Consider the following 18787-nt stretch of genomic DNA (forward strand, 5'->3'; position numbering starts at 1 on the left):
CGGCGCGATGATGATCTGGTCCGAAACTCTGCTGGTGCATAACGCCGGTGCGCCGAGAGCCAGAGAAGGGCGCTGCTTCGGCAAATGCTCACGACGAGCGCGCGAGGGCATGCTGTCCTGGCCACCAAACATTGCGAATGTCCGCCCTGCTCACTGTGGGTCGGGCGGGTCTGGCGGTGTTGCGCATCTGCATCGAAGACGGCTTTCTGGACGAAACGGCAGCTACCGGAAAGCAAGGCTCGCCGTGCAAGAGGCTTGGATTCACGAAGCGCTTTAGCGGTATCGTTGTCAGCGAAACACGAGACAACCGCCAGGCTTGAAGTCGCGCGCGCGGCAACCTCACCACAACATCCAACGTGACGGCCCAGGAGTCCGGAGGAATCGGCCATCGAGCAGCTTTGGCAGGTATCGGCGAACAGTTGCTGGCTGCCGTGAGCGCGGCACAACCTGTCTTGCATTCGAATCCTTGACGTGCACGGCGTTCGTTGGTCACGCTTGCCACGAGCCCGTCATCTCGAACAACCTGCCGGAATTGGTAGTTGATCAAGTGCAATGGTTGCCGGTCCAATCAGCCATTGCCGCTCAGCCGATTGGCCGTGGCGCTTACGTGCCGCGTCCCGGCGGAGTTGCTGGTCTCGGCAAGCCGTGAGGGGGGCTCCATCGAACACACTGCAGGAATGAGTGAACGGTGTGCATTCGTGCCGGGGGTAAGAAAATCTCCAGGGTTCTTCTGAATGATGAAAAAATGCTGCGCCATCGCCGGCGAAGATGAATACCGTTGCTTGCTGGTGACGCTATCATGGAGAACGCGCGCAAATTGTCGCGTTGCGTTCCTCAAGAAGTGGCGTTTCATAGGAGCAGGGCAGCCGATCGGGAAGCTCGGCAAGATTGATTATCGTCGACGCTCGCCGCGTGAGCATCGCAGCCTATGGCGTCGACAAAACAAGCCTGCTGGAATGGGATCTTGGGCGAGGGAAAATGGACTTGATTGATCAAGCGGCCGCTTCAGACTTGCGGCCGCTCTTGCGCGGGCCGTCAAGACGAATTCTCCCGGTTTTGGTGCTCCCGCTTGTCCTCGTCAGCTCGTGTGCTGCTGGCGTCTGGCTTTGGGCTAACCTTGAAGCGTTTGTCGAGACGCCGGAAGCCCGGGACGTCGCTTCAACGATCAGCCTGTCACTGGAGGACAGGGCAGCCTTGTTTGAGATAAACTGGGCACAGCAGAAAACTGACGATGAGATCGCAGTACTCAACAGCCGGATCAATGCCCAGCGGGATGACCTCAAAGGGATCCTGGATCAGATCACCATGCTGACTTCGCGGATCGATTTGCTGCAGAGTGTAACACCTGTCCCTTCTGCTGCGTCAGAGCCTCCTTTGTCGCCAGCCCGGGCTGCTTCGAGCGTCACCAGGAAACGCTTCGGGCGGTCCAAACCACAGTCGGAGGCGCGCCAGTGATCGCCGGACCGAAGACAGCCGACCCTTGAGGTCTGAGACGCTGCAGGCGTGGTCAACTGTGCTAGATGAGGTGGACCGTAGCTTCGCAAAGCTGCCTCCGGCCGTCAAATACCCGAAGTTTGTGCGGGCCGCCGTCTCCAGGGGCATGTCACTGAGGCCGTCTATCATCGCGCGCGCTCCAAGACAGGTGGCGCAGAGCACTTTCCGCATGATCGAGCAGTGGCCCTGAGCGGCTGAGCGCGCTGCGCCTCTCCTTGCGATCAGCTCCCTTTTTAATCAGCCCTCGCCAGTTCTGAGACTATACCTGGAAGCTCGTCTCATTACACCGCCGCTGCTTCTTCGAAATCTGCCTGTCTGCCCGAGGCGCCTCTTCGGATCGTCCCCGCGAAGAGCTTAGAGGTTTGGGATCTGCTCACATGCGTGGCTTAGTTAATAGGGATGCGGTCGAGATAAGTGTCGAACGCGGCAGCAACGGCGCGAATGACAAACCGGTGCTCCTGCTTGACCCGAATGAATCCCTCTTCAATCTCCACTATCCCGTCTTCGGCAAGCATTCCCAGGCGGTCGGCCGAATCGAGAAGAGGAAGCGGATCAAATCCGTGAGCAGCACAGATCGCAGGTACGTCGGCCTGCAAATCGCACATCAGACGCTCGATGATTGCGGCGCGGAGGCAATCTTCGGCGGTGAGACAGTAGCCTTTTGAGGTTGCCAGACGGCCAGCCTTAATGTGTTGGTGATAGGAAGCGGTTGCGATCTCGTTCTGGACGTAACCGTCACGCAGACGGCCGATGGCTGACGGACCTAAGCCGATCACGGTTTTGCAGGTATCAGCCGAATAACCCAGGGAGTTGCGGCGCAGCCGGCCAGTTTTCTGCGCCAGCGCGAGCTCGTCATTGGGCAGAGCGAAATGGTCGAGCCCGATCTGGCGGTAGCCGGCCGAGACCAGCGTATCTGCAATAGCCGCGGCTTGCTCAGCGCGGGCGACATTATCCGGCAGCGCCGTCTCATCGATCTGGCGCTGACGTTTCATATAGGAGGGGACGTGAGCATAGCCGAAAACCGCAAGCCGGTCTGGCCGCATGGCCAGAGCCGTCCGCGCGGAGTCCACGCAGGACCGCACCGTCTGATGCGGCAGTCCGAAGAGAAGGTCGAAATTGATGCGGCTTATCCCATGCTGGCGTAGGCTTTCGACGACAGAAGCTGTCAGCACCTCGCTCTGCACGCGGTTGACCGACCTTTGAACCACCGGATCGAAGCTTTGCACGCCGATGCTCGCGCGGCTGATCCCGGCCGCTTGTAACATTTCGACCATCTCGGCCGTGACTCCACGTGGATCGATTTCTATCGCGATGGTAGCTGATTTGCTGAATGCAAAGCGGTGGCGCAGGAGTTCCATCAAGGCGAGAAAATCGCTCGGTGCAATGGTGGTCGGCGTCCCGCCGCCGAAATGCACGTCGCTTACCGGCAGAGCACGCGGCACTTGCTCTGCGACCAAGCCTATCTCGTCCCGCACTGCCGCCAAGTAATTGCGGACCGGTCGCTCGCCGCGAGTGAGGCTTGTAGGGAAGCCGCAATACCAACATATAGAGCGACAGAAGGGAACGTGGATGTAGAGCGATACGGGTTCCTCAGGCGGCAGCCGCCTCAGCCACGTCTCACAAGTCTGGACACCGACCATCGCGGAGAAATCCGGTGCGGTTGGATAGATGGTGTACCAAGGCAGGCGAGCATCGCAATACTTGTTAAGGAGAGAGGTGTGCAAGGCTTAGCTTTCCCATGCTCAAACAGCATGAGGCTGACCGATGCTCTCTCTAATGTCTTTGCGTTATGTCAAACCCGCCTAATGGCTTCTGAGATCCGGTCCCGTTTTCGATGTTACTGCCAACCCGGCTTAGGCGCAGGGAGGGAGTGAGAGCCGCTCGTTGACGATTATCTGGACGTTTAGGATATGAATTTCTCGTGCGAGCACGGTTCAAGCGGCTAGACGTGCCCGACGAGCTGTCGCGAACGATCAATCGCTCATCCGAGGGCGCGTCGCTTCGCCCCCGTTGACGGCCAGGTCATTTTTGCGACGAAAACAGGGAATTGTAGGTTTCACCAGGAGCGGCTGAGCTTGCCGCTGGATCTTCAAAACGGGTTTTTCAAGCAAAGCCGATTGGTTGCTCACAGAGTTCGACGAATGCATCGGTCCAAGGCCGGCGTGACACGGAAGATAAGTTGCTTGCTAGATGAGAGCGCGGGGAGCGCAATACACAACGTGACGCGACGTGCGATTTAAGTCCTTTAGCGCAGCCGACGAAAACAATTCTTAATCCCTACCATCGAACGCATAAGCCTCAATTCCGCCACGCTGGTTGTCTCATTGCCACAAGCATCATCACGGATGTACTGATGATGTTGGGGCGACCCCAGCGCACTTTCAGCCCCCCGGCCAAGTGCGTCGGGGCGCCTTGGTTCAGTGGCCTCTCGTCGCTTTCTAATGCAGCTCACGAACTCAAAACAACTTGGACGTTGCTGATGGCAGAGCGAATCCCGGCCGGATGCATCGGACGAGACCAATAGTTTCTATTCTGCTTCATCAACTAGGGCGTTTTCTTTTTAACATCGCCTTTGGAGCTATCCATCCCTGCCAGATCGCGCATATCTATTCCGTTAGCCTTCATTGGCGTCGCATCGATGCGATGCACCTGCAGCTCTCAGTTTCAAATAGACCGCCTGGTCAGGCCTCGACCATCCCGTCACTAGGTTCTCGATGCTGCGAGCTGGAGCCGTCCATGCAGGAGCCGGCTGGCAGATCTTGCACCTGTTCATTGCATGCAAATCGCCTTCGCATCCTGGCATCCCAGTTCATTCACAATGGATTGAGGAAGTTTGTGGTTCGGTAGGCCAATCGAACCTGGAGCTCATCTCGCGCGAATGAGAGCTGAGCCTAGCCAGGCGTCAAGCTGCCAAACAGCTTGATCGGTCGAAGTGGGCAGCCCACCCAACCTCTGTTGTACAACGCCGACGGCATCGAACGCATCGGGGACCGGTAAAAGGATGACTATTTTGGCGCGGCTGCAAAGGCAGCACGCGCGACATTTTGATGGCTTCGTGGCCGAGGCGGCTCATTGCCGCGCCTTCGCATCCATGCCATCTCGAATTGCCTGCGACTTTATGGCGCTCAGCACATCATCTTCCCTGACATTCTCCATGAGAACGTAACCGACACACGCGCGGGGCGTTGCAGTTCTACATTGAAGTAGATCTTCCTGGCCCCCACCGCTCTTGAGGAAGTCGAATGCGCCCCCTGTCGCGATCCGCAGGGTAGCGAGAGCGTACCCGATCGCCTCCCATCAGATGCTCTTCTTCCTGTGTTACTGCGCCCCAGATTGGAGGTCCGCGCAAGCCATAGACGAGATGGAGGTGCGCCTCATCCCGCTCGCGTGCCCCGCCAACATTGACCCTCCCGCCAAATGGGAAGCGCGAACGAGATGTGACTAGGTACGGACCGCTCGGCTCATGACCATCAGCTGGAATGCACGAGGTGATCCGCCCCATCGTCGCTCGACCCGACAGCTTTTAGTGGTTGCGTTGGTTAGTCAAGGCGCGCGGACCAGACTTAAGCTGCAGCCTCCATCATGTTGCACCTCGATCTGACCGTGCTGGATCTCCTGCCGATCCCAGGGAAGATGGGAGTTGAGACTTTCAAGCGAGAACCAATTGGATCCCGGCAACGAGCAGAACCACCACGAGGACAAATCTGATGCCTGCCGGGTTCAGGCAGTTCAGGCCGACTATCGTTCCAGCGACCGCACCCGCCAGCGCGGAGATAGCGTAAAGAGCCAAATCCGGAGAGGGAAATTGGCCGCTGAAAAGAGCTCCGACGAAGCCGACGGTGGAATTAGCCAGAATAAAAGGTGGTGATAACGCGACAGTCTGCTTCGGTGATGCCCAATTCAGTGTGATGAGCGTCGGCGCGAGGAACACTCCGCCGCCCACGCCGGTCAGGCCGGAAACCAGGCCAAGGGCCGCGCCAATGCTCACGCTTGCCGTGAGTGGAGTTTCGCGAACACGATCGGCAGCCCGTCGCCGCTGCATGATCATCACGGCGCTCGCCAGAAGAAGAACGAGCCCCGTCAGCGTCTTGTACATGTGATCCCCGAGCACAATCAGGCCACCGGCAAGCGACGCTGGCATCGACGAAAAGAGAAGCGGGCGCAGGATTGCCCAGTCAACGACCTTGTTGCGGTTGAAGAGCCACGTAGAATAAGTCGCGACGACAATGTTGAGGCCAAGGGCCGTCGGGCGCATCTCTGTCGATGACATACCAAAAAATGCCATTAGCGAGACGAATGCAGTGCCACCAGCCTGGCCAACGCTCGCATAGAGCAGTGAGATGATCGCGAAGAGCAGAGAAGCCATGCTTCACCAATCTTGGCGACGATCTTCGCCGTTTTCCACCGAGCCCATCATGATTCGTTCATCAGGTGCGGTCTAACTGTGTTTCTGCTTGCGGACGGATCTAAGCGCTTCGCCGGAATCGCCGGCCGGAGGTGCAGTCAGTTTAAGTTCCTTAACGAGTGCCATGTTTGGGCCGCCCCATCAATTGCCGAACCTTGGTACTTGACTGGGCTGGAATAGGGCTGCGTTTGGCCCTAAGGGGGCGGCATTCGATGGGGCCGCCGCATTTCTTGCTGTAACTCACCTGGTGCCGCGCCTCGCAATGGTGCTGTCGCCTTTCCTGCGCATGTCATAAATGCTTCGACGCTCCTACGTCGCAACCAACGGAGCGCGTTCGAAGCCCTTTCTGCGACGTTTGATTTTGGTGAAATCAACAGTTGGTATGACACTTGCTAGTCTGTCGCGGGTCCTCTCCCTGCTGGAGAAGCGCATGCAAAGTGTCCTCCGCATCAAGCAGATCTCGCGGTTACGAGTATCTCTTGTTGCGCCTTTAAGGTGGCCTCTTTCTGCACGTTCGGTACGTTTGCGCCAAGCCTGCCGGACGGATTCGATGAGACGCCGCACAATGATGCGAGGAGTATGGCTTCTGCCTCGACTGTTCCGTGTTGCTCATCGATCGCGTCGCCGCCGCCGTCGCGCGGCAGAGAGTCGGCGAACGGTTAGCGATGGCAATTCGCAAGATTGGGAAAAGACATGACTCTCCTGTTGTCTTCGTCTCTAAGCAGAGAATGGATGCTGGCAGGACGCTCGTCGGGTCCCGCGCCGCCAAGCCGCTCGAGCTTAGCTGTATCGCGCACATCAGAGCCCAGGATCTCGTCGTGGTCGGCCTCGAGACAGACTAAAGCGTCGTTCGGCTGCGTTTTCTCGCCATGCAAGCTCAACAGAGCCAAGCCTTTAACGCTGGAGCTGTTTGGAAGCTCAGTTCAGGACCCGCGGACCTTCTATCGGTGCCGGCATCATCAAACGCGACACCGTTGGGTTCGTATCGATGGCACAATCCTTCAACACGGATGACGGGCGATGATCTCCGATTTGGCCAATGCGCTACCGGCGAACTGGACCGATCACCTCCGCTCAGCCTCGGAGGCAGGGATGATGGCGCTATCTCGGGTGTTTGAGGCGATCATGCCCGCGCATTCAGCGGCAGGGCAACGTATTCGGCGAATGGCGCCCGGCACAGCGCGAGCGCGCAGACTGCACGAATAACTAACCCTCGAGTTCAGCTCATGGACTGGAATTTGGCTCCGCCGGAAACAAGCGCAATCGAACACGATGACGGGGAGCTCGCTCGTCGTACTGAAGCGCCCATCATGGACCTCTTTAGCTTCACCGAATGCGCGAACCAGACTCATTCACTCAGAGCGCTATTCGAGCTTCTTGTAGGCTGTGCCACCAAGGAAGGCTTCAGTGAAGTCGCATACGGCGCTCTCAACTTTGTTGAGCCACTTCGGCTGGCGGAGTATCCACCCCCGACCGTGGCCGTGAAGTGGCCACCAGACTGGTGCGACCGGTACTTCAAGCGCAAGTACCATAATATAGATCCGGTGGTCCGGCGGACGCCGATGCTTTCGCGCCCCTTTTTGTGGGATCAACTCGCCGACCACTATCAGCTTCAACCGGACGAAAAACGCGTACTGGACGAGGCGAAAGAGGCGGGGCTGAAGCATGGCATGAGCGTGCCATTGTTTGGCCCGTTGGGTCGGATATCTGTGGTGTCGTTTGCATCTGCGTCCGACGAGGCTGATCCTCAGGACCGCATCGGTCATCTCAACGCGCTGGCCTGGCAGTTTCACACCGCCTATGGCGACATCGCTCGCCCCTGCGATAATGGTTGCGAAAGAAAAGTTGCACTATCGGAGCGGGAGATCAGTTGCCTGCGGTGGGTGGCAGAGGGGAAATCGTCATGGGAAATTGGGAAGATCTTGAAAATCAGCGAGAATACAGTCAATTTTCATATCAAAAATGCGATGCGAAAGCTGGATGCGACCAGCCGGATTCAAGCGGTCGTTATGGCGCTTCGCCTCAATGTTCTTTGAATTGTGAGGAACGGGCACCCATTGCCAAATCGCTGGATTCCAGCTTCTGGCAAGTTCAGCATGGCACTTTCAGCGAAACCGCAGATACAAAGCTCCTTGGAGCAAGTCTGAAATCTACGCCGCGTGAGGTTGTGGAGCTCCATAAGCGTCGATGAGACGTCGAGTCGACTGACCTGGTCCGCCAGTGTTGAAATCAAACGGCGTCGTTCCATCCAGTCGGTGATCCATGCTTAGACGAGCTCGGGCCTGGTGCTTGGGAACTGGGAAGGGGGTGCCGCGGGGGAGAGGAGCATCTGACGAAAGAGCCCCGACCGCAGTCGGGGCTCCCGATTCACGCAAACGCGTGGAGGTCTCTATTTGGCAAAGGGTGAGCCAAACTTGTAATTGAGCCGTGCCGTGATGAGATCGACGTCCTGGTGGGCGCGGTCCGTGCCGAGAAACCCTGTGAAGCTTAAGTTGCTGCGCTGCATGAACAAGTGGTTATACTCGACGCCAGCTGACCAATTCGGCGTGAGGCTGACTTCGGCACCTGCGCCCAGCAGGCCACCCCAACGCACATCATTGCTGTTGGCAAGCTCGGTGCGAGAAGCTACCGAGTTGAGGTGATAGGTGTTGCTGGTCACCGCAGCACCACCCTTTCCGTAAAGTAGGACGGCATTGAACGCGTAGCCGATATGCCCCGTGAGTAGACCGAATGCGTCTGTCGTGGTGCCAACGGCGTTTGCCGGAAAGGCGGTGCTGACATTGGAGCCGCTGAAGTCGGCCCAGTTGCCCTGACCTTCGATGCCGTAGACCATGTTGAAGATCTGCCAACGATAGCCAATCTGACCGCCAATGGTCCCGCCAGTCGAATTATGGCAGCCCTCGGGAGTGACGCCATTGAAATCCCAGCAATTGTGGCTCGTTCCCCAACCGCCATTGACACCGATATAGTAGCCGGACCAGTCGATAATCGGGGCTGCGACCGGCGGCGGTGCCGCCTTGACCTTGACAGGTTGCCCCGCCAAGTCCGTGCCGAACGAGGGGGCGGCCGCACTGAGTGCGCCGATGGTTGCAGTCAGAATCAGAATCGTTTTCATTCGAGTGTCGTTTCCTTTCGGTGCCCCCCGGCGCCGTGCGTTTAACAATATGAACGCGAATTGCTGTAACTGCCGCACAACATGTCTTCGAAAGAAATGGGTCCAATCGCACGCCGCGTCAGATTGTGGAGCGCGCAACTTGCCATGCACTGCCTCGACCGCAATGCTGCGGCCCGACACTGGTCCTTCGCGCAGATGCTTCTTTGAATACGATCCGTTTGTGATGGCCTGTAACAGGAGGCAAGGCAGCGAGCTGTTTGGCTTCCTCTGTCGCTGACTAGTGACAAAGCCAGGCTGCGCCAACACGTCCCGTGCATGCTCGCTTTTCAGAGAGTTCGCCAAATGAAGACCGCTGATCGAGCACGCGCCTCCTGCGTGCAAGCTAAATCTTACGGTAGGACGCCGTGCTGCCGTGAGCGATGCTGCGATGATCGATCACAGGCCTGGATCGCTTCTCTCAGGACCTATCGCTAGTGTAGCTCGATGTTCCTCAACCTCGGCGTCGATCGACGAATGTCAAGAAGCCGATGCGGCTGTGCTTAACGAGGCTCTTGCTTGAACTTGCGCAAGCTCGTGCCGAGCCAAGGGGCAGGAGAGGAAACGGTATGGCTTTTCCTGGTGCCAGCGAACATTAGCGCGGCTGTCCCGCCTCCGCCGACTTGCTCTGTGACTGGCCTGGGGTCACCAGAAGAGCTGCATAGGCGAAAGTCGTCGAACGTGCTCGTCAGCGGCGAGGCTGAACATGAGTGGATTAAGGTCAGCTCCACCACGTTCTGCCCCGGTTGTTTTCCCGCTGCATAAGGTCCCCAAGTGCCTTAACAAGCCAAACTCATGTGGCAATAGAGCTTAAAGCGCCTTGTTGCTCGGTTGACGGCGCCAGTTCAGCCCGCAAGCTGCGTATCGCCTCGTTAGCCAGATTCAAAGTATTCCGTTCACCCTTCCTGATCGAAGACTCAAGGAAAGTGCACAACCGGCTATGGAGGACCGTCTTGCGATTATGCGCCAGCAACGGATCCTTCTCAACAAAGCGCCAGGCTTTGTCCAATGCGACGCTCACGATAGCATCTTGCATCTGCACTTGCTCGGATAACAACTGATCCATCTCAACACTCCACGACTTCCTGATACAAGGAAGTACCTTCTCAAAAGCAAACCGAGAGTCTGTGGCTTGTCCCAGCAAGTAAGACATCAGAGCCGCAGTACGCTCGGACATCGAGCTGCTCTCGATGCTTCAATAAATTTATAGATGTTTGTTGAAGTTACGATGACCCCAAATGTCGTATTACCAGGCGCAATTCGAATAATTCTGAGGCGGTTGACACCAGCTCGCATTGTTCGCGCGGCTTCGTTGCCGAAGTGCTCTTGTTGCTCGGTATCGGGCGAGGGGCTCTTCTTCCTGCAATCGGAAGATCGGCCCATGCCAATCACGACTAAAGCCGAACATCGATGAAAAATGGATCGTTCGGCTCCTTTCGCAGTCTCAGCCCAGAAGCGCTTCTGGAAACCTGTGGCGTTTTCCAGCTACTGCTTGTTTGCTTTCTGACATGTGTCCGCCGGGACTCGTCCTTTGCTTGACCCCGCGGCCTCTAGCTTTCGAGCATGGTGGTGAACAGTTGTGATATCGAAAAGCCAGCGGAACCGGCGCGCTTACGGGACGGTGAGCCCATAAACGCCAAGTCGTCGATCTCTGGTACGTACGGCCGTAGCACTCAGCCCAGCGATAAACGTTCGATAAGCGCCAACAGCCGCAGAAAAAGCCAAAAATGAAATCTCAGTCCGCTGCTGCACGTGACAGAATTAGTTTCGCGATCCTCATTTGGTTGGCGGGTGTTCGGAGATCTGCCGGTAATGCGGCCACGGCCTGATCGAGAAGGCGTCCCAGAACCTGAAGGTCTTCTGGGTAGTAAACGCCACGGTCTCGCGACAGTCGCGTCGTTTGCCGGTCGCCGGCGCGGCCTCTGGTTCTCGTATCGCCGAGCTGGCCGAGCTCCAGTTCCGCCGTAATCATTTGGTTTGTCAGGGCGTTTAGCAGTCGGATCGCTTCGAGCTCGTTGCCTTCTTCGCGTATGAGGGCGGCCACGATGTCGAGTTGCAGGTCGATGCGATCCTCGAGGTTCTCTGAGCGTGAATTGGCAGGGTCAAGTTCCACGGTGTTGCTCCAAAGTAGTTGAATGCAGGCAGCAGGCTGAGTAACGGTTGTGTCGTGCTTTCCCGTTCGCGAGACGCAAGACGCGGCGATAGAACGAATGGGTGCTGCACAAGGCAAGGCGCGCACGCACGGTCGCCGTAGGGAGAGGGTGGCAGGCATGCGCCGCGAAAGGACCGCAAAGGCGGAATCGACTATAAAGCGCTGCGAACTGCGTTGTAGATGGCCCGTCATTTGTTTCGACCGTCGAGCCGGTCCAGCGCGTCGGACGGTGGTAGCGACTCCAGCCAGCGGGGACACCGCTGATGACGGCAAGTCGAGAAGTGCGGCCCGAACTGCTGCCGGGTTGCGTGCCGCCTGACATAGCGCTCGAGACGTAACCGGAGGTCTCGCCAGGCAGAATGCAGTAAAGAGCGCTTGGCGCTGGACGAAGCTGTTGCTGAAGGCGCGCCGTCAACTGGTCCAGACCGGTCTCCTCATCGTGCCAGAAAATTAATTCCCAGCCCATGCCAGGCAACCCAGAAACAACATCCGCCACATACGTCTGCGGTTTCTCTCTGCATTCGTTGACAGGCGATGCCTGGCCCGGTGAGGGTGCGGATGGGCTCCTGGAGGGGGGGCGCGCCAAGAGACAAGTCCGGCAGATCGCGCACCTCCCCCCCTCGTTGCGACGGTGATGTAAGGATTGCTGAGAAGGGATAACCGCGCCGGGGTATGGTCGAAGAGCGCCGGCGCATAGAACGAGATAGGGTGACGTCAGTTTGTAGGAAATGGGTGTGGAAGCCGCCAGCCGGCGAAGACTGAGGACGCGAGCAGAGTGAGAATCCACGATCACACGACGTACAGGGGCGGGCGGTAAGATCGCGAGGCTGGTCTCATCACACCGATCGACGTCAGTGCCTCGTCCTGGCGGGACGATATGCGGCTTGCACTTAGCGGGGTCAGATAGCCGACCGCACTGCTTTGTTTGAAGGCCGCGACAGCGTCGGATTGTAGGCGGCGCCCGCCTGGTAAGGGCAAAAAGCCCAGCCCGCACCGGTGTAGAGGGCCGTTCGCCTGCCCCAATTCTATGCAGCGCACGCATTTACCTTGGCCAAGTGGTGTGCGTGAGAGTCGATCTTCGTGTAGGGCCTTAATATGATTGCAAAGGGGGAGGCGCCGGCGTGATAGATCATGTGCCTGACGTGGCGATTAGCAATCCGACCACATTTGCGCCGCACGTGCGTCGATTCCAAAGATTGATGGGACTCGTTGGCGATGCAGCCACGAGAACCTTGAATCGGCCTGCGACTATGCTGAAAGCAAAAAGGGTCCATTGCTCACACGACATTCGTGAAACGTGCTTTCCGGAAACCGGCCACTGACTTATGAGGTATTTGGCCGAAATTGGTAAAATCGAAAGTGTTGATGGGATGCATCCAGTTCGTGGATCGCGCACGCGCGTAATCTCATCTCTTACATCGAAAAGCGGGTCAGTTGGTTTTTCCCTGCCGTCTTGGTGCAGTAAGCTTAGGGCCTTTTAGGCGAGCCTGCCGATTCGTTGATAACCGAACATCATTGAGAAGGAGGAAAGGTCGCAGGGCGCCCTCACAACGAAGAATTCCGTTCGAAAGCAGCGTCTCATGGGTCCGAGTCAGAAGAAGCGCAGTCAGAAAAGTCAACGGCTCGATCAGTGCCATTGAGGCTGACGATCGGCTTTGCGCCCAGGGCAAACGACGACCAACAACAGCTTCGGATAACCTCAGTGCGTCGGTCTACTTGCCAAGCGTACGATCTCCCAAATCCAGACTTTGTCCGCCAAAGCTATCGAGAATTTCAGCTTTGATTGCGGTTGCGGTGTACAGCGAAATCTCCAGCGGAAGGTTTCCGAATGCAAGCTGGCAAAGCAAGTAGTTGGCACCTGCCACTTCCATCTGCTGAAGAAGGAGCTGTCGGACGGAGGCCGGCGTTCCAACGACGCACAATTCGCTCTCAAGCGCCGCATCGAAGGTCAGCGGAAGGGCGGGCGGCGTCGGAATGTCGTTCCGCTCGTAAAGGAACTTAAAGCTTTCCAGCCATCGCCGATACGCAGTTTCGGCCGCCGCATGAGCGTCCCGATCAGACTTCGCAATTACGACCATGCGGGCCAGCCCGAGAAATGGCTCGCGGCCGTGTGCGGCTGTATCGAGGGCTCGATGGGAGCGGTAGGCGTCCGTAACGTTCCGGACAACACGGGCCGGGCCTATGCACGCCAGATTGGCGCCATTTACAGCGGCCCACTGCGCCGACTCAGCCCGATTGCTCGCGATCCAGGTAGGCGGATATGGACGTTGATGAGGCCTCAACGTTAAGGGTATTTCGCTCAACTCGAAGTGGCGTCCCTGATAAGATAACGTATGTCCCTTCAGCGCAATATTCAGGATTTCACTGGCTTCCGTATAACGGCTTGGTGCGGCGTCTGCACTGATGCCGAAGAAGCCCCATTCAATCGGCTGTGAGCCCCGGCCTATCCCGACCTCGAGCCTGCCGCCGCTCAATTGGTCAAGCATGCAGATTTCCTCGAATACGCGCAATGGATGATAAAGGTTGAGCAACAGGACGAGCGGACCGAAGCGTAATCGCCGGGTGCGCTGCGCGACGCTCGATAGAAACAGGTTCGGCGAGGGCCCTCTGCCATGAGGTGTGCAGTGGTGTTCGGCCAGGTGATAAGCGTAGAAGCCGAGCGAGTCGCAGACCTCGATCAGCTTGAGACGATCTTCATATTGTCGTGCGGCATCTCGGCCGTCGTCATCCAAATGGTCGAAAATGCCGCACCTTAGTCTTGAAGGAAGGCCACTCTTCACTCGATCAATCTCCGGTTATGGGTCAGATGGCTGTTGCTTCATGCCGTCGCACTCAAAGAGGTCTCGTTCGTCATTCGACCGCTTAGGCCGCTCCTCTTTGGGGGCGTGGATCTGAGCTTGCACAATGAGAGTGGTCACGAGAATGCGCAAATCGCGGTCCGGGCGCACCCTTGATAGACGTTCCCGAAGCGCCTCCACGGCGAGCATGTGCTCGACCAGAAGCATCGTTAGCCGCTTCAGAGGTCCTGTGCCTGCGAGCCAGATCAGCTCCGCACGGCTACTATTTGTCTATCATCGGACGTAGCGTCTCCTTCAGGTCGACATCGGGTAGCTCTGCGAGCGCTGCAACGAAAGCAAAAAACGCTCCGAAAGCTGCAAGTATAAGAGAGCTTGCCAGTATTGCTGCTCCAACGACCTGAGTGCGTCTCATCATCGGTGTCACTTTGGGTTGGGGGAGAGGGCGTTGATGCCAATCAGTTCTGCTCGACAATTTCAACACGGCCGTCTAGCCAGCGGTAAACCAGAAAGCCAGGAGCCGCATTGTCTCCCTTTGTATTGAACCGGACTGGGCCAATCACGGTATCAGCGGGCCGTGAACGAAGTGCGCTGGCGATGCGCACAGCATTGAAAGAGCCGGTCCGGTTCACCGCCTCTGCCCATGCTTGCACGGCTGCATAGGCGTAGAGCGTGTAGCCTTCAGCGGACAGGTTGGAAGCTTTGAGTTTGGCCACCACGCCGGCCGCATTGGCATTCCTGGCTGGGTCCGGCATGAAGGTAAACAACGTGCCATTACCAGCGCTGCCTGTAATGGCCCAGAATTCAGAGGTCATCAACGGATCGCTTGCCATGACGATGAGTCCCGCTCTTGCTTCTGATGCCTGGCGTACAAACAATCCGATTTCGGTGTGATAGCCACCGATATAGGCGACGCGCACCCGATCCTTCTTCATTCTTGAGACCAGCGCCCTGTAATCCTTTTCACCGGCTACATAGCTTTGGCGAATGACTTGTTCACCGAATCTCCGAAGCTGTGCCTCAACGACGTCGGCGATACCCTTGCCGGCGGTGCTCTTGTCGTCGAGCACTGCGATCTTGTCGTTAGGGAAATTCCGGTGAATGTACTCTGCGGCAACGATGCCCTGTTGGTCGTCGCGGCCGCAGATCCGAAAGACACTCTCAAGGCCCCGTTCTGTTAGCTGAGGATTTGAAGAGCCTGGTGACATCTGAATGATGCCTGCTTCTGCGTAAATCCCGGAGGCCGGGATCGACGAGGAAGAACAAAAATGCCCAACGACCAACCGGACCTGCTCTGTCGTGAGCTTATTCGCGATTGCGACAGCTTGTTTCGGGTCGCATGCGTCGTCGGCGACACTCAATATCACCTTGGTATCGAGAAGTAGGCCAGAAGCGTTCAACGCCTCGACCGCCGCAGCCGCACCATCGCGCATTTGCGCGCCGAACGCAGCGCTGCTTCCGCTCATTGGGCCAACTACGGCAATATTGACCTCGGAGCCGCGCGCAACCGAGGCGAGGGCGCAGAAGAGAAGCGCTGAGCTCGCGGCAAAGGCGTAACGCCCATTTAACATTGTAGAGTTCCCAATGCTCACCTGAAGTGAACCTTCCAGCAGCCGTGATCAGCGCCTGCACGTCGAGGCTGCCTGCCAAGTGAAGCTTGCGTTAGTCGGCCAGATTGCGACCACGCAAGAGCCTACAATTTGACGTTGCGTGCGGTTCAAGCCCCTTTGAAGGAAGCCTCGAACAGGGCGCCAGGGAGCTCAGGTTGAGCCCATAAAACTGCCGGCCGCATCAGAGCCGCCGATCAACCAAGCGTCATCGCGTTTTCAAATTGCCAGGGCCGATCTGCAATGCGGTGAGGTGCCGGCTATGAGAACGTCAGTACGGCTGATCTTCCAACCCGCCAAGGGCGAGATCGAGATATTGCATGAGGCAGGGATCCCAACCAGCCAGACTACGGGGGGCGCTTAATCGTGCAAGTACCTTCAGGATCATCGAAACGCGGGAATCGGCGCCGGCGATTTCGCTGATCAGCAGGCGTGCTGCAGCTGCGACAGCCTTTGCCCGCTCGCCGCAAGGATGCTCGCCCCGATTCATACAATCACGCAGGTCGTTGCGGATCCGCCGCCACCGCTCCTCGCGATCTGCAGCTAACTTGCAGGTGCATCGGGACGTCTGATTATGCGTCTCGACCCGCGACATGGCGCTGAGGGTGGCAGGCAGCTCATCCACACTTACCTGGATATCACTGTCGTTGGTCATGTTGCGCAAGCGATCCCGCAGCAGAGTTGCTCGAGCGACTTGAATTTCTATCCGCTCTAAATGTTTGCGAAGAAGATCGATAAGTGAGGTCGTGCCCTCCATAGCTTTGCGGATCTCGATAAGGGAGAAGCCAAGCTCACGTAGCGCACGGATCTGGTGAACCCGTTGCACGCTTTCGCGGTCGTACATCCGGTGGCCCCCGTCAGTACGCTCTGAAGCTGCTAGTAGCCCGGTGTGTTCATAATGATGCAGCGTGCGTACCGTTACTCCGGTCGCCTCTGCAAGTTCGCCAATGCGCCATCGACGCCTTCGTGGTGTAGCTTTGCTCATGTTCTTCAATTCCAAAGCCTACAACCTGACGTCACGTGTGATTCAAGCTATTTCAAAGCTCTAGCTGGATCGTCTTCCATTCCAGCGCGTGAGTGGTGACTATCCTCAGAATGGCGGGGGATCAACCCTGAGGGGAAATGATGATCAACAAGTTCGTCAGGCATGCCAGTTGAGCCTCGCCAGCCGCTGTACGCTCCAGGATGAGTTTAGCGATTGCTGTGCGATTTTCCGGACTTCGCATCGATGGGGGTAGCGCGGTGACCGCACTATCATAAAGGCGTCCCAGGACGGAAAGCTCTTCCGGATCGAATACGCCGCTGCATTGCTCCAACGCTCAGCTCCTTGTTTGTCATTGCGTCATGGCAGCGCACGTCGTCAAGACGTTTGGCTGCGATAGGGCCAAAAGAAGTCAGACCCGCGGCGCGGAGCGACGAAGATGCGATGTACTCACAGGTGATGCGACAGGGCAACACGCGTGCGCGATGCTTGCTTTGAGCGCAAAAGATCGCGGTCGTGTGCATGATCGATGACTATCACGCCCAAGGTGCGTGATGGTACTTCTCCGAAGAAGCCGAAGCCTCTCCGCTCATCGGGCGCCGCTACTGATTCGGAGAGTTGACGAGGACAGCCCAGCGCCGAGTCTGATGTATCGAGGCAAGTGCGCCCGGCGGCCGGGTGCAACGTACGTCCGTGCCTCTAAAACAGGCCAACAGCCTGAGCCGCCGCTCGCACGTCGAGCCTATTGCCAGCGTGCGAAAGACCTACACAAGGTCGTCATGATAGCCGTCCGCTGCGACGATCTTGATAGAGCGACAATGAATTCGAGCGAGGCCAGCCTAAATTGTCTGCGCTGAGGCATTCGTTGGGATATGAGGTTCGCGGATCTTGCGAAAGTCCTTACGAAAACGGCGAGTCAGATCGTGCGAAATCTCAGGCAGTATCCGCTCGTTCAGAAGCGCAGATGATGGAGGGCTGTTCTCCAGTCACCATGCGGGCAGCCTCCTGCAACAATATCTGTCGCATCCATAGGCTTTCCGGGTCTGTATTCTGAAGCACGGGCCATTGGACCGCCTCAGTGAAGGCGGGGAATGGCTGCGGGAGCTCCGCAATGCGAAGGGGCATCGTTCTTTGGAAATGCTTTACGAGGCTTAATGGCATCGTCCCTATACGGTTCGTGCCTACCAGCAGGGGCGGGATCATGCTGAAGCTCTGCACGAGAATGTCGATGCGCCGATTGAGACCGAGATCGAGTAAAAAAGATTCCTCGGCCGGCATCTTGCGCGCACCTTTGAGCTTAACCGCCACGTGGCCCATCGACATGTAGCGATCAAATGTAAGACGCCGCAGTAGTTGGCTGTTCGTGCAGCAGCCTACGCAGGCGAGTCTCTCCTCGAATAAGGCCGCCCTGGGGTGCGTGCTGGACATGAATAATTCCGGCAAGATAATAAAATCGACTTCGCCGCGGCGGAGAAGCTCATCGTGCTCATCGGTTAGCGCCACCAGTTCAAAGCTGACGGCGGGTGCTTCTCGCGCGACGCGCTCCACGACATTTCGAAAGAATACGACCGTTATAAAATCAGAAAGGCCGATCCTGAATCGCCGGTTCGATCGAGCTGGATCGATCACGTCCCGCGCGATAATTGATAACTCAATGTGCGTTAGAGCCTCGCGCACAGGAGCTGCGAGTCCTTCCGCGCGTGAGGTCGGGACAAGTTCCCGCCCTCTCATCCCAAACAGCTCATCACGGAAGTAGGAACGCAGCCGGGCAACGGCTGCGCTCATGGCAGGCTGACTAAGGTTAATCTTGCGTGCCGCTGCGCTGAGGTTGCGCTCAGTCATTAGAGCATCCAGCGCGACGAGAAGATTTAGATCCAGACCATTGAAACGCATTTCTTCTTATCCGGCATGAACGTAGTTGCGGCGCATACCACGAGCGGTGACGGCCGCGTCTGGAGAGGTCCTATTGGCTTGCCGGAATGGACATCGTTTCCATTCACCGGTCGCGAAAAAGAACGCTCGTGAAATGACCGCAACGATAGAGAACAAGGCGGTAGGCCGACCAGCAGCCGGAAACCGTCAGGAGTGCCGAAGTTGATCGGTCTTGCCGCTTCGGGCGAGCCACGCAACAGGACCCGGTCGGTTGGTTAATGGCAGATCAACCCACTGTCCGGCCAGTGCCGTGAGTTCGCCAAAGCGCC

Annotated in this window: 12 protein-coding genes; 3 read left to right on the forward strand and 9 right to left on the reverse strand. The window is 57.5% G+C overall.

Translation table 11 applies throughout. From position 1 onward, the window contains the following. Positions 1-888: 888 nt before the first annotated feature. Positions 889-1455: a hypothetical protein gene (locus tag GGD65_RS31030; protein ID WP_246783459.1), complete on the forward strand. Its 567-nt coding sequence runs from the start codon at positions 889-891 to the stop codon at positions 1453-1455. Between the two features lie 425 nt (positions 1456-1880). Here the strand turns inward: GGD65_RS31030 and hemN are convergent, their stop codons facing one another. Together hemN and GGD65_RS31040 are read right to left on the reverse strand one after the other, a co-directional pair. Continuing rightward, positions 1881-3218: an oxygen-independent coproporphyrinogen III oxidase gene (hemN, locus tag GGD65_RS31035; RefSeq protein ID WP_183237734.1), complete on the reverse strand. Its 1338-nt coding sequence runs from the start codon at positions 3216-3218 to the stop codon at positions 1881-1883. Between the two features lie 1925 nt (positions 3219-5143). After that, positions 5144-5860, reverse strand: a complete 717-nt coding sequence (locus GGD65_RS31040; RefSeq protein ID WP_183237735.1) for a sulfite exporter TauE/SafE family protein — start codon at positions 5858-5860, stop codon at positions 5144-5146. Between the two features lie 641 nt (positions 5861-6501). On the opposite strand from GGD65_RS31040, the gene GGD65_RS31045 reads away from it, so the two are divergent. Then, positions 6502-6741: a hypothetical protein gene (locus tag GGD65_RS31045; protein ID WP_183237736.1), complete on the forward strand. Its 240-nt coding sequence runs from the start codon at positions 6502-6504 to the stop codon at positions 6739-6741. Between the two features lie 468 nt (positions 6742-7209). Further along, positions 7210-7935 carry a LuxR family transcriptional regulator gene (locus tag GGD65_RS31050; protein ID WP_183237771.1) on the forward strand — a complete coding sequence of 242 codons (726 nt, stop codon included), beginning with the start codon at positions 7210-7212 and terminating at the stop codon, positions 7933-7935. Between the two features lie 353 nt (positions 7936-8288). On the opposite strand, the gene GGD65_RS31055 is transcribed toward GGD65_RS31050, so the two are convergent. The 7 genes from GGD65_RS31055 to nodD2 all read right to left on the reverse strand — a co-directional run bounded on the left by GGD65_RS31055 (position 8289) and on the right by nodD2 (position 18479). Then, positions 8289-9014 (reverse strand): outer membrane protein, encoded by a 726-nt coding sequence (locus GGD65_RS31055; RefSeq protein WP_183237737.1) that lies wholly within the window; start codon positions 9012-9014, stop codon positions 8289-8291. A gap of 829 nt (positions 9015-9843) precedes the next feature. Continuing rightward, positions 9844-10116 (reverse strand): hypothetical protein, encoded by a 273-nt coding sequence (locus GGD65_RS31060; protein WP_183237738.1) that lies wholly within the window; start codon positions 10114-10116, stop codon positions 9844-9846. Positions 10117-10785: 669 nt separating this feature from the next. Continuing rightward, on the reverse strand, positions 10786-11163 hold the full coding sequence (locus tag GGD65_RS31065) for a NolY (RefSeq protein ID WP_183237739.1): 378 nt from the start codon (positions 11161-11163) through the stop codon (positions 10786-10788). A gap of 1751 nt (positions 11164-12914) precedes the next feature. Continuing rightward, complete coding sequence (locus GGD65_RS31070) at positions 12915-13982, reverse strand: LLM class flavin-dependent oxidoreductase (RefSeq protein WP_183237740.1); 1068 nt, start codon at positions 13980-13982, stop codon at positions 12915-12917. A 473-nt stretch (positions 13983-14455) separates the two neighbouring features. Next, positions 14456-15568 carry a branched-chain amino acid ABC transporter substrate-binding protein gene (locus GGD65_RS31075; protein WP_183237741.1) on the reverse strand — a complete coding sequence of 371 codons (1113 nt, stop codon included), beginning with the start codon at positions 15566-15568 and terminating at the stop codon, positions 14456-14458. Positions 15569-15875: 307 nt separating this feature from the next. Next, positions 15876-16589 carry a MerR family transcriptional regulator gene (locus GGD65_RS31080; RefSeq protein WP_179733876.1) on the reverse strand — a complete coding sequence of 238 codons (714 nt, stop codon included), beginning with the start codon at positions 16587-16589 and terminating at the stop codon, positions 15876-15878. 930 nt (positions 16590-17519) lie between these two features. Further along, complete coding sequence (gene nodD2, locus GGD65_RS31085) at positions 17520-18479, reverse strand: transcriptional regulator NodD2 (protein WP_183237742.1); 960 nt, start codon at positions 18477-18479, stop codon at positions 17520-17522. Between the last annotated feature and the right edge of the window lie 308 nt (positions 18480-18787).

The sequence above is a fragment of the Bradyrhizobium sp. CIR18 genome (genome assembly GCF_014198295.1).
Taxonomy (GTDB): domain Bacteria; phylum Pseudomonadota; class Alphaproteobacteria; order Rhizobiales; family Xanthobacteraceae; genus Bradyrhizobium.

What these genes read in the sequence shown, in the direction of transcription:
- GGD65_RS31050 (WP_183237771.1), top strand. Translation starts at nt 7,210, where the DNA reads ATGGACCTCTTTAGCTTCACCGAATGCGCGAACCAGACTCATTCACTC.
- GGD65_RS31060 (WP_183237738.1), bottom strand. Translation starts at nt 10,116, where the DNA reads ATGGATCAGTTGTTATCCGAGCAAGTGCAGATGCAAGATGCTATCGTG.
- GGD65_RS31080 (WP_179733876.1), bottom strand. Translation starts at nt 16,589, where the DNA reads ATGAGCAAAGCTACACCACGAAGGCGTCGATGGCGCATTGGCGAACTT.
- GGD65_RS31040 (WP_183237735.1), bottom strand. Translation starts at nt 5,860, where the DNA reads ATGGCTTCTCTGCTCTTCGCGATCATCTCACTGCTCTATGCGAGCGTT.
- GGD65_RS31055 (WP_183237737.1), bottom strand. Translation starts at nt 9,014, where the DNA reads ATGAAAACGATTCTGATTCTGACTGCAACCATCGGCGCACTCAGTGCG.
- nodD2 (WP_183237742.1), bottom strand. Translation starts at nt 18,479, where the DNA reads ATGCGTTTCAATGGTCTGGATCTAAATCTTCTCGTCGCGCTGGATGCT.
- GGD65_RS31075 (WP_183237741.1), bottom strand. Translation starts at nt 15,568, where the DNA reads ATGTTAAATGGGCGTTACGCCTTTGCCGCGAGCTCAGCGCTTCTCTTC.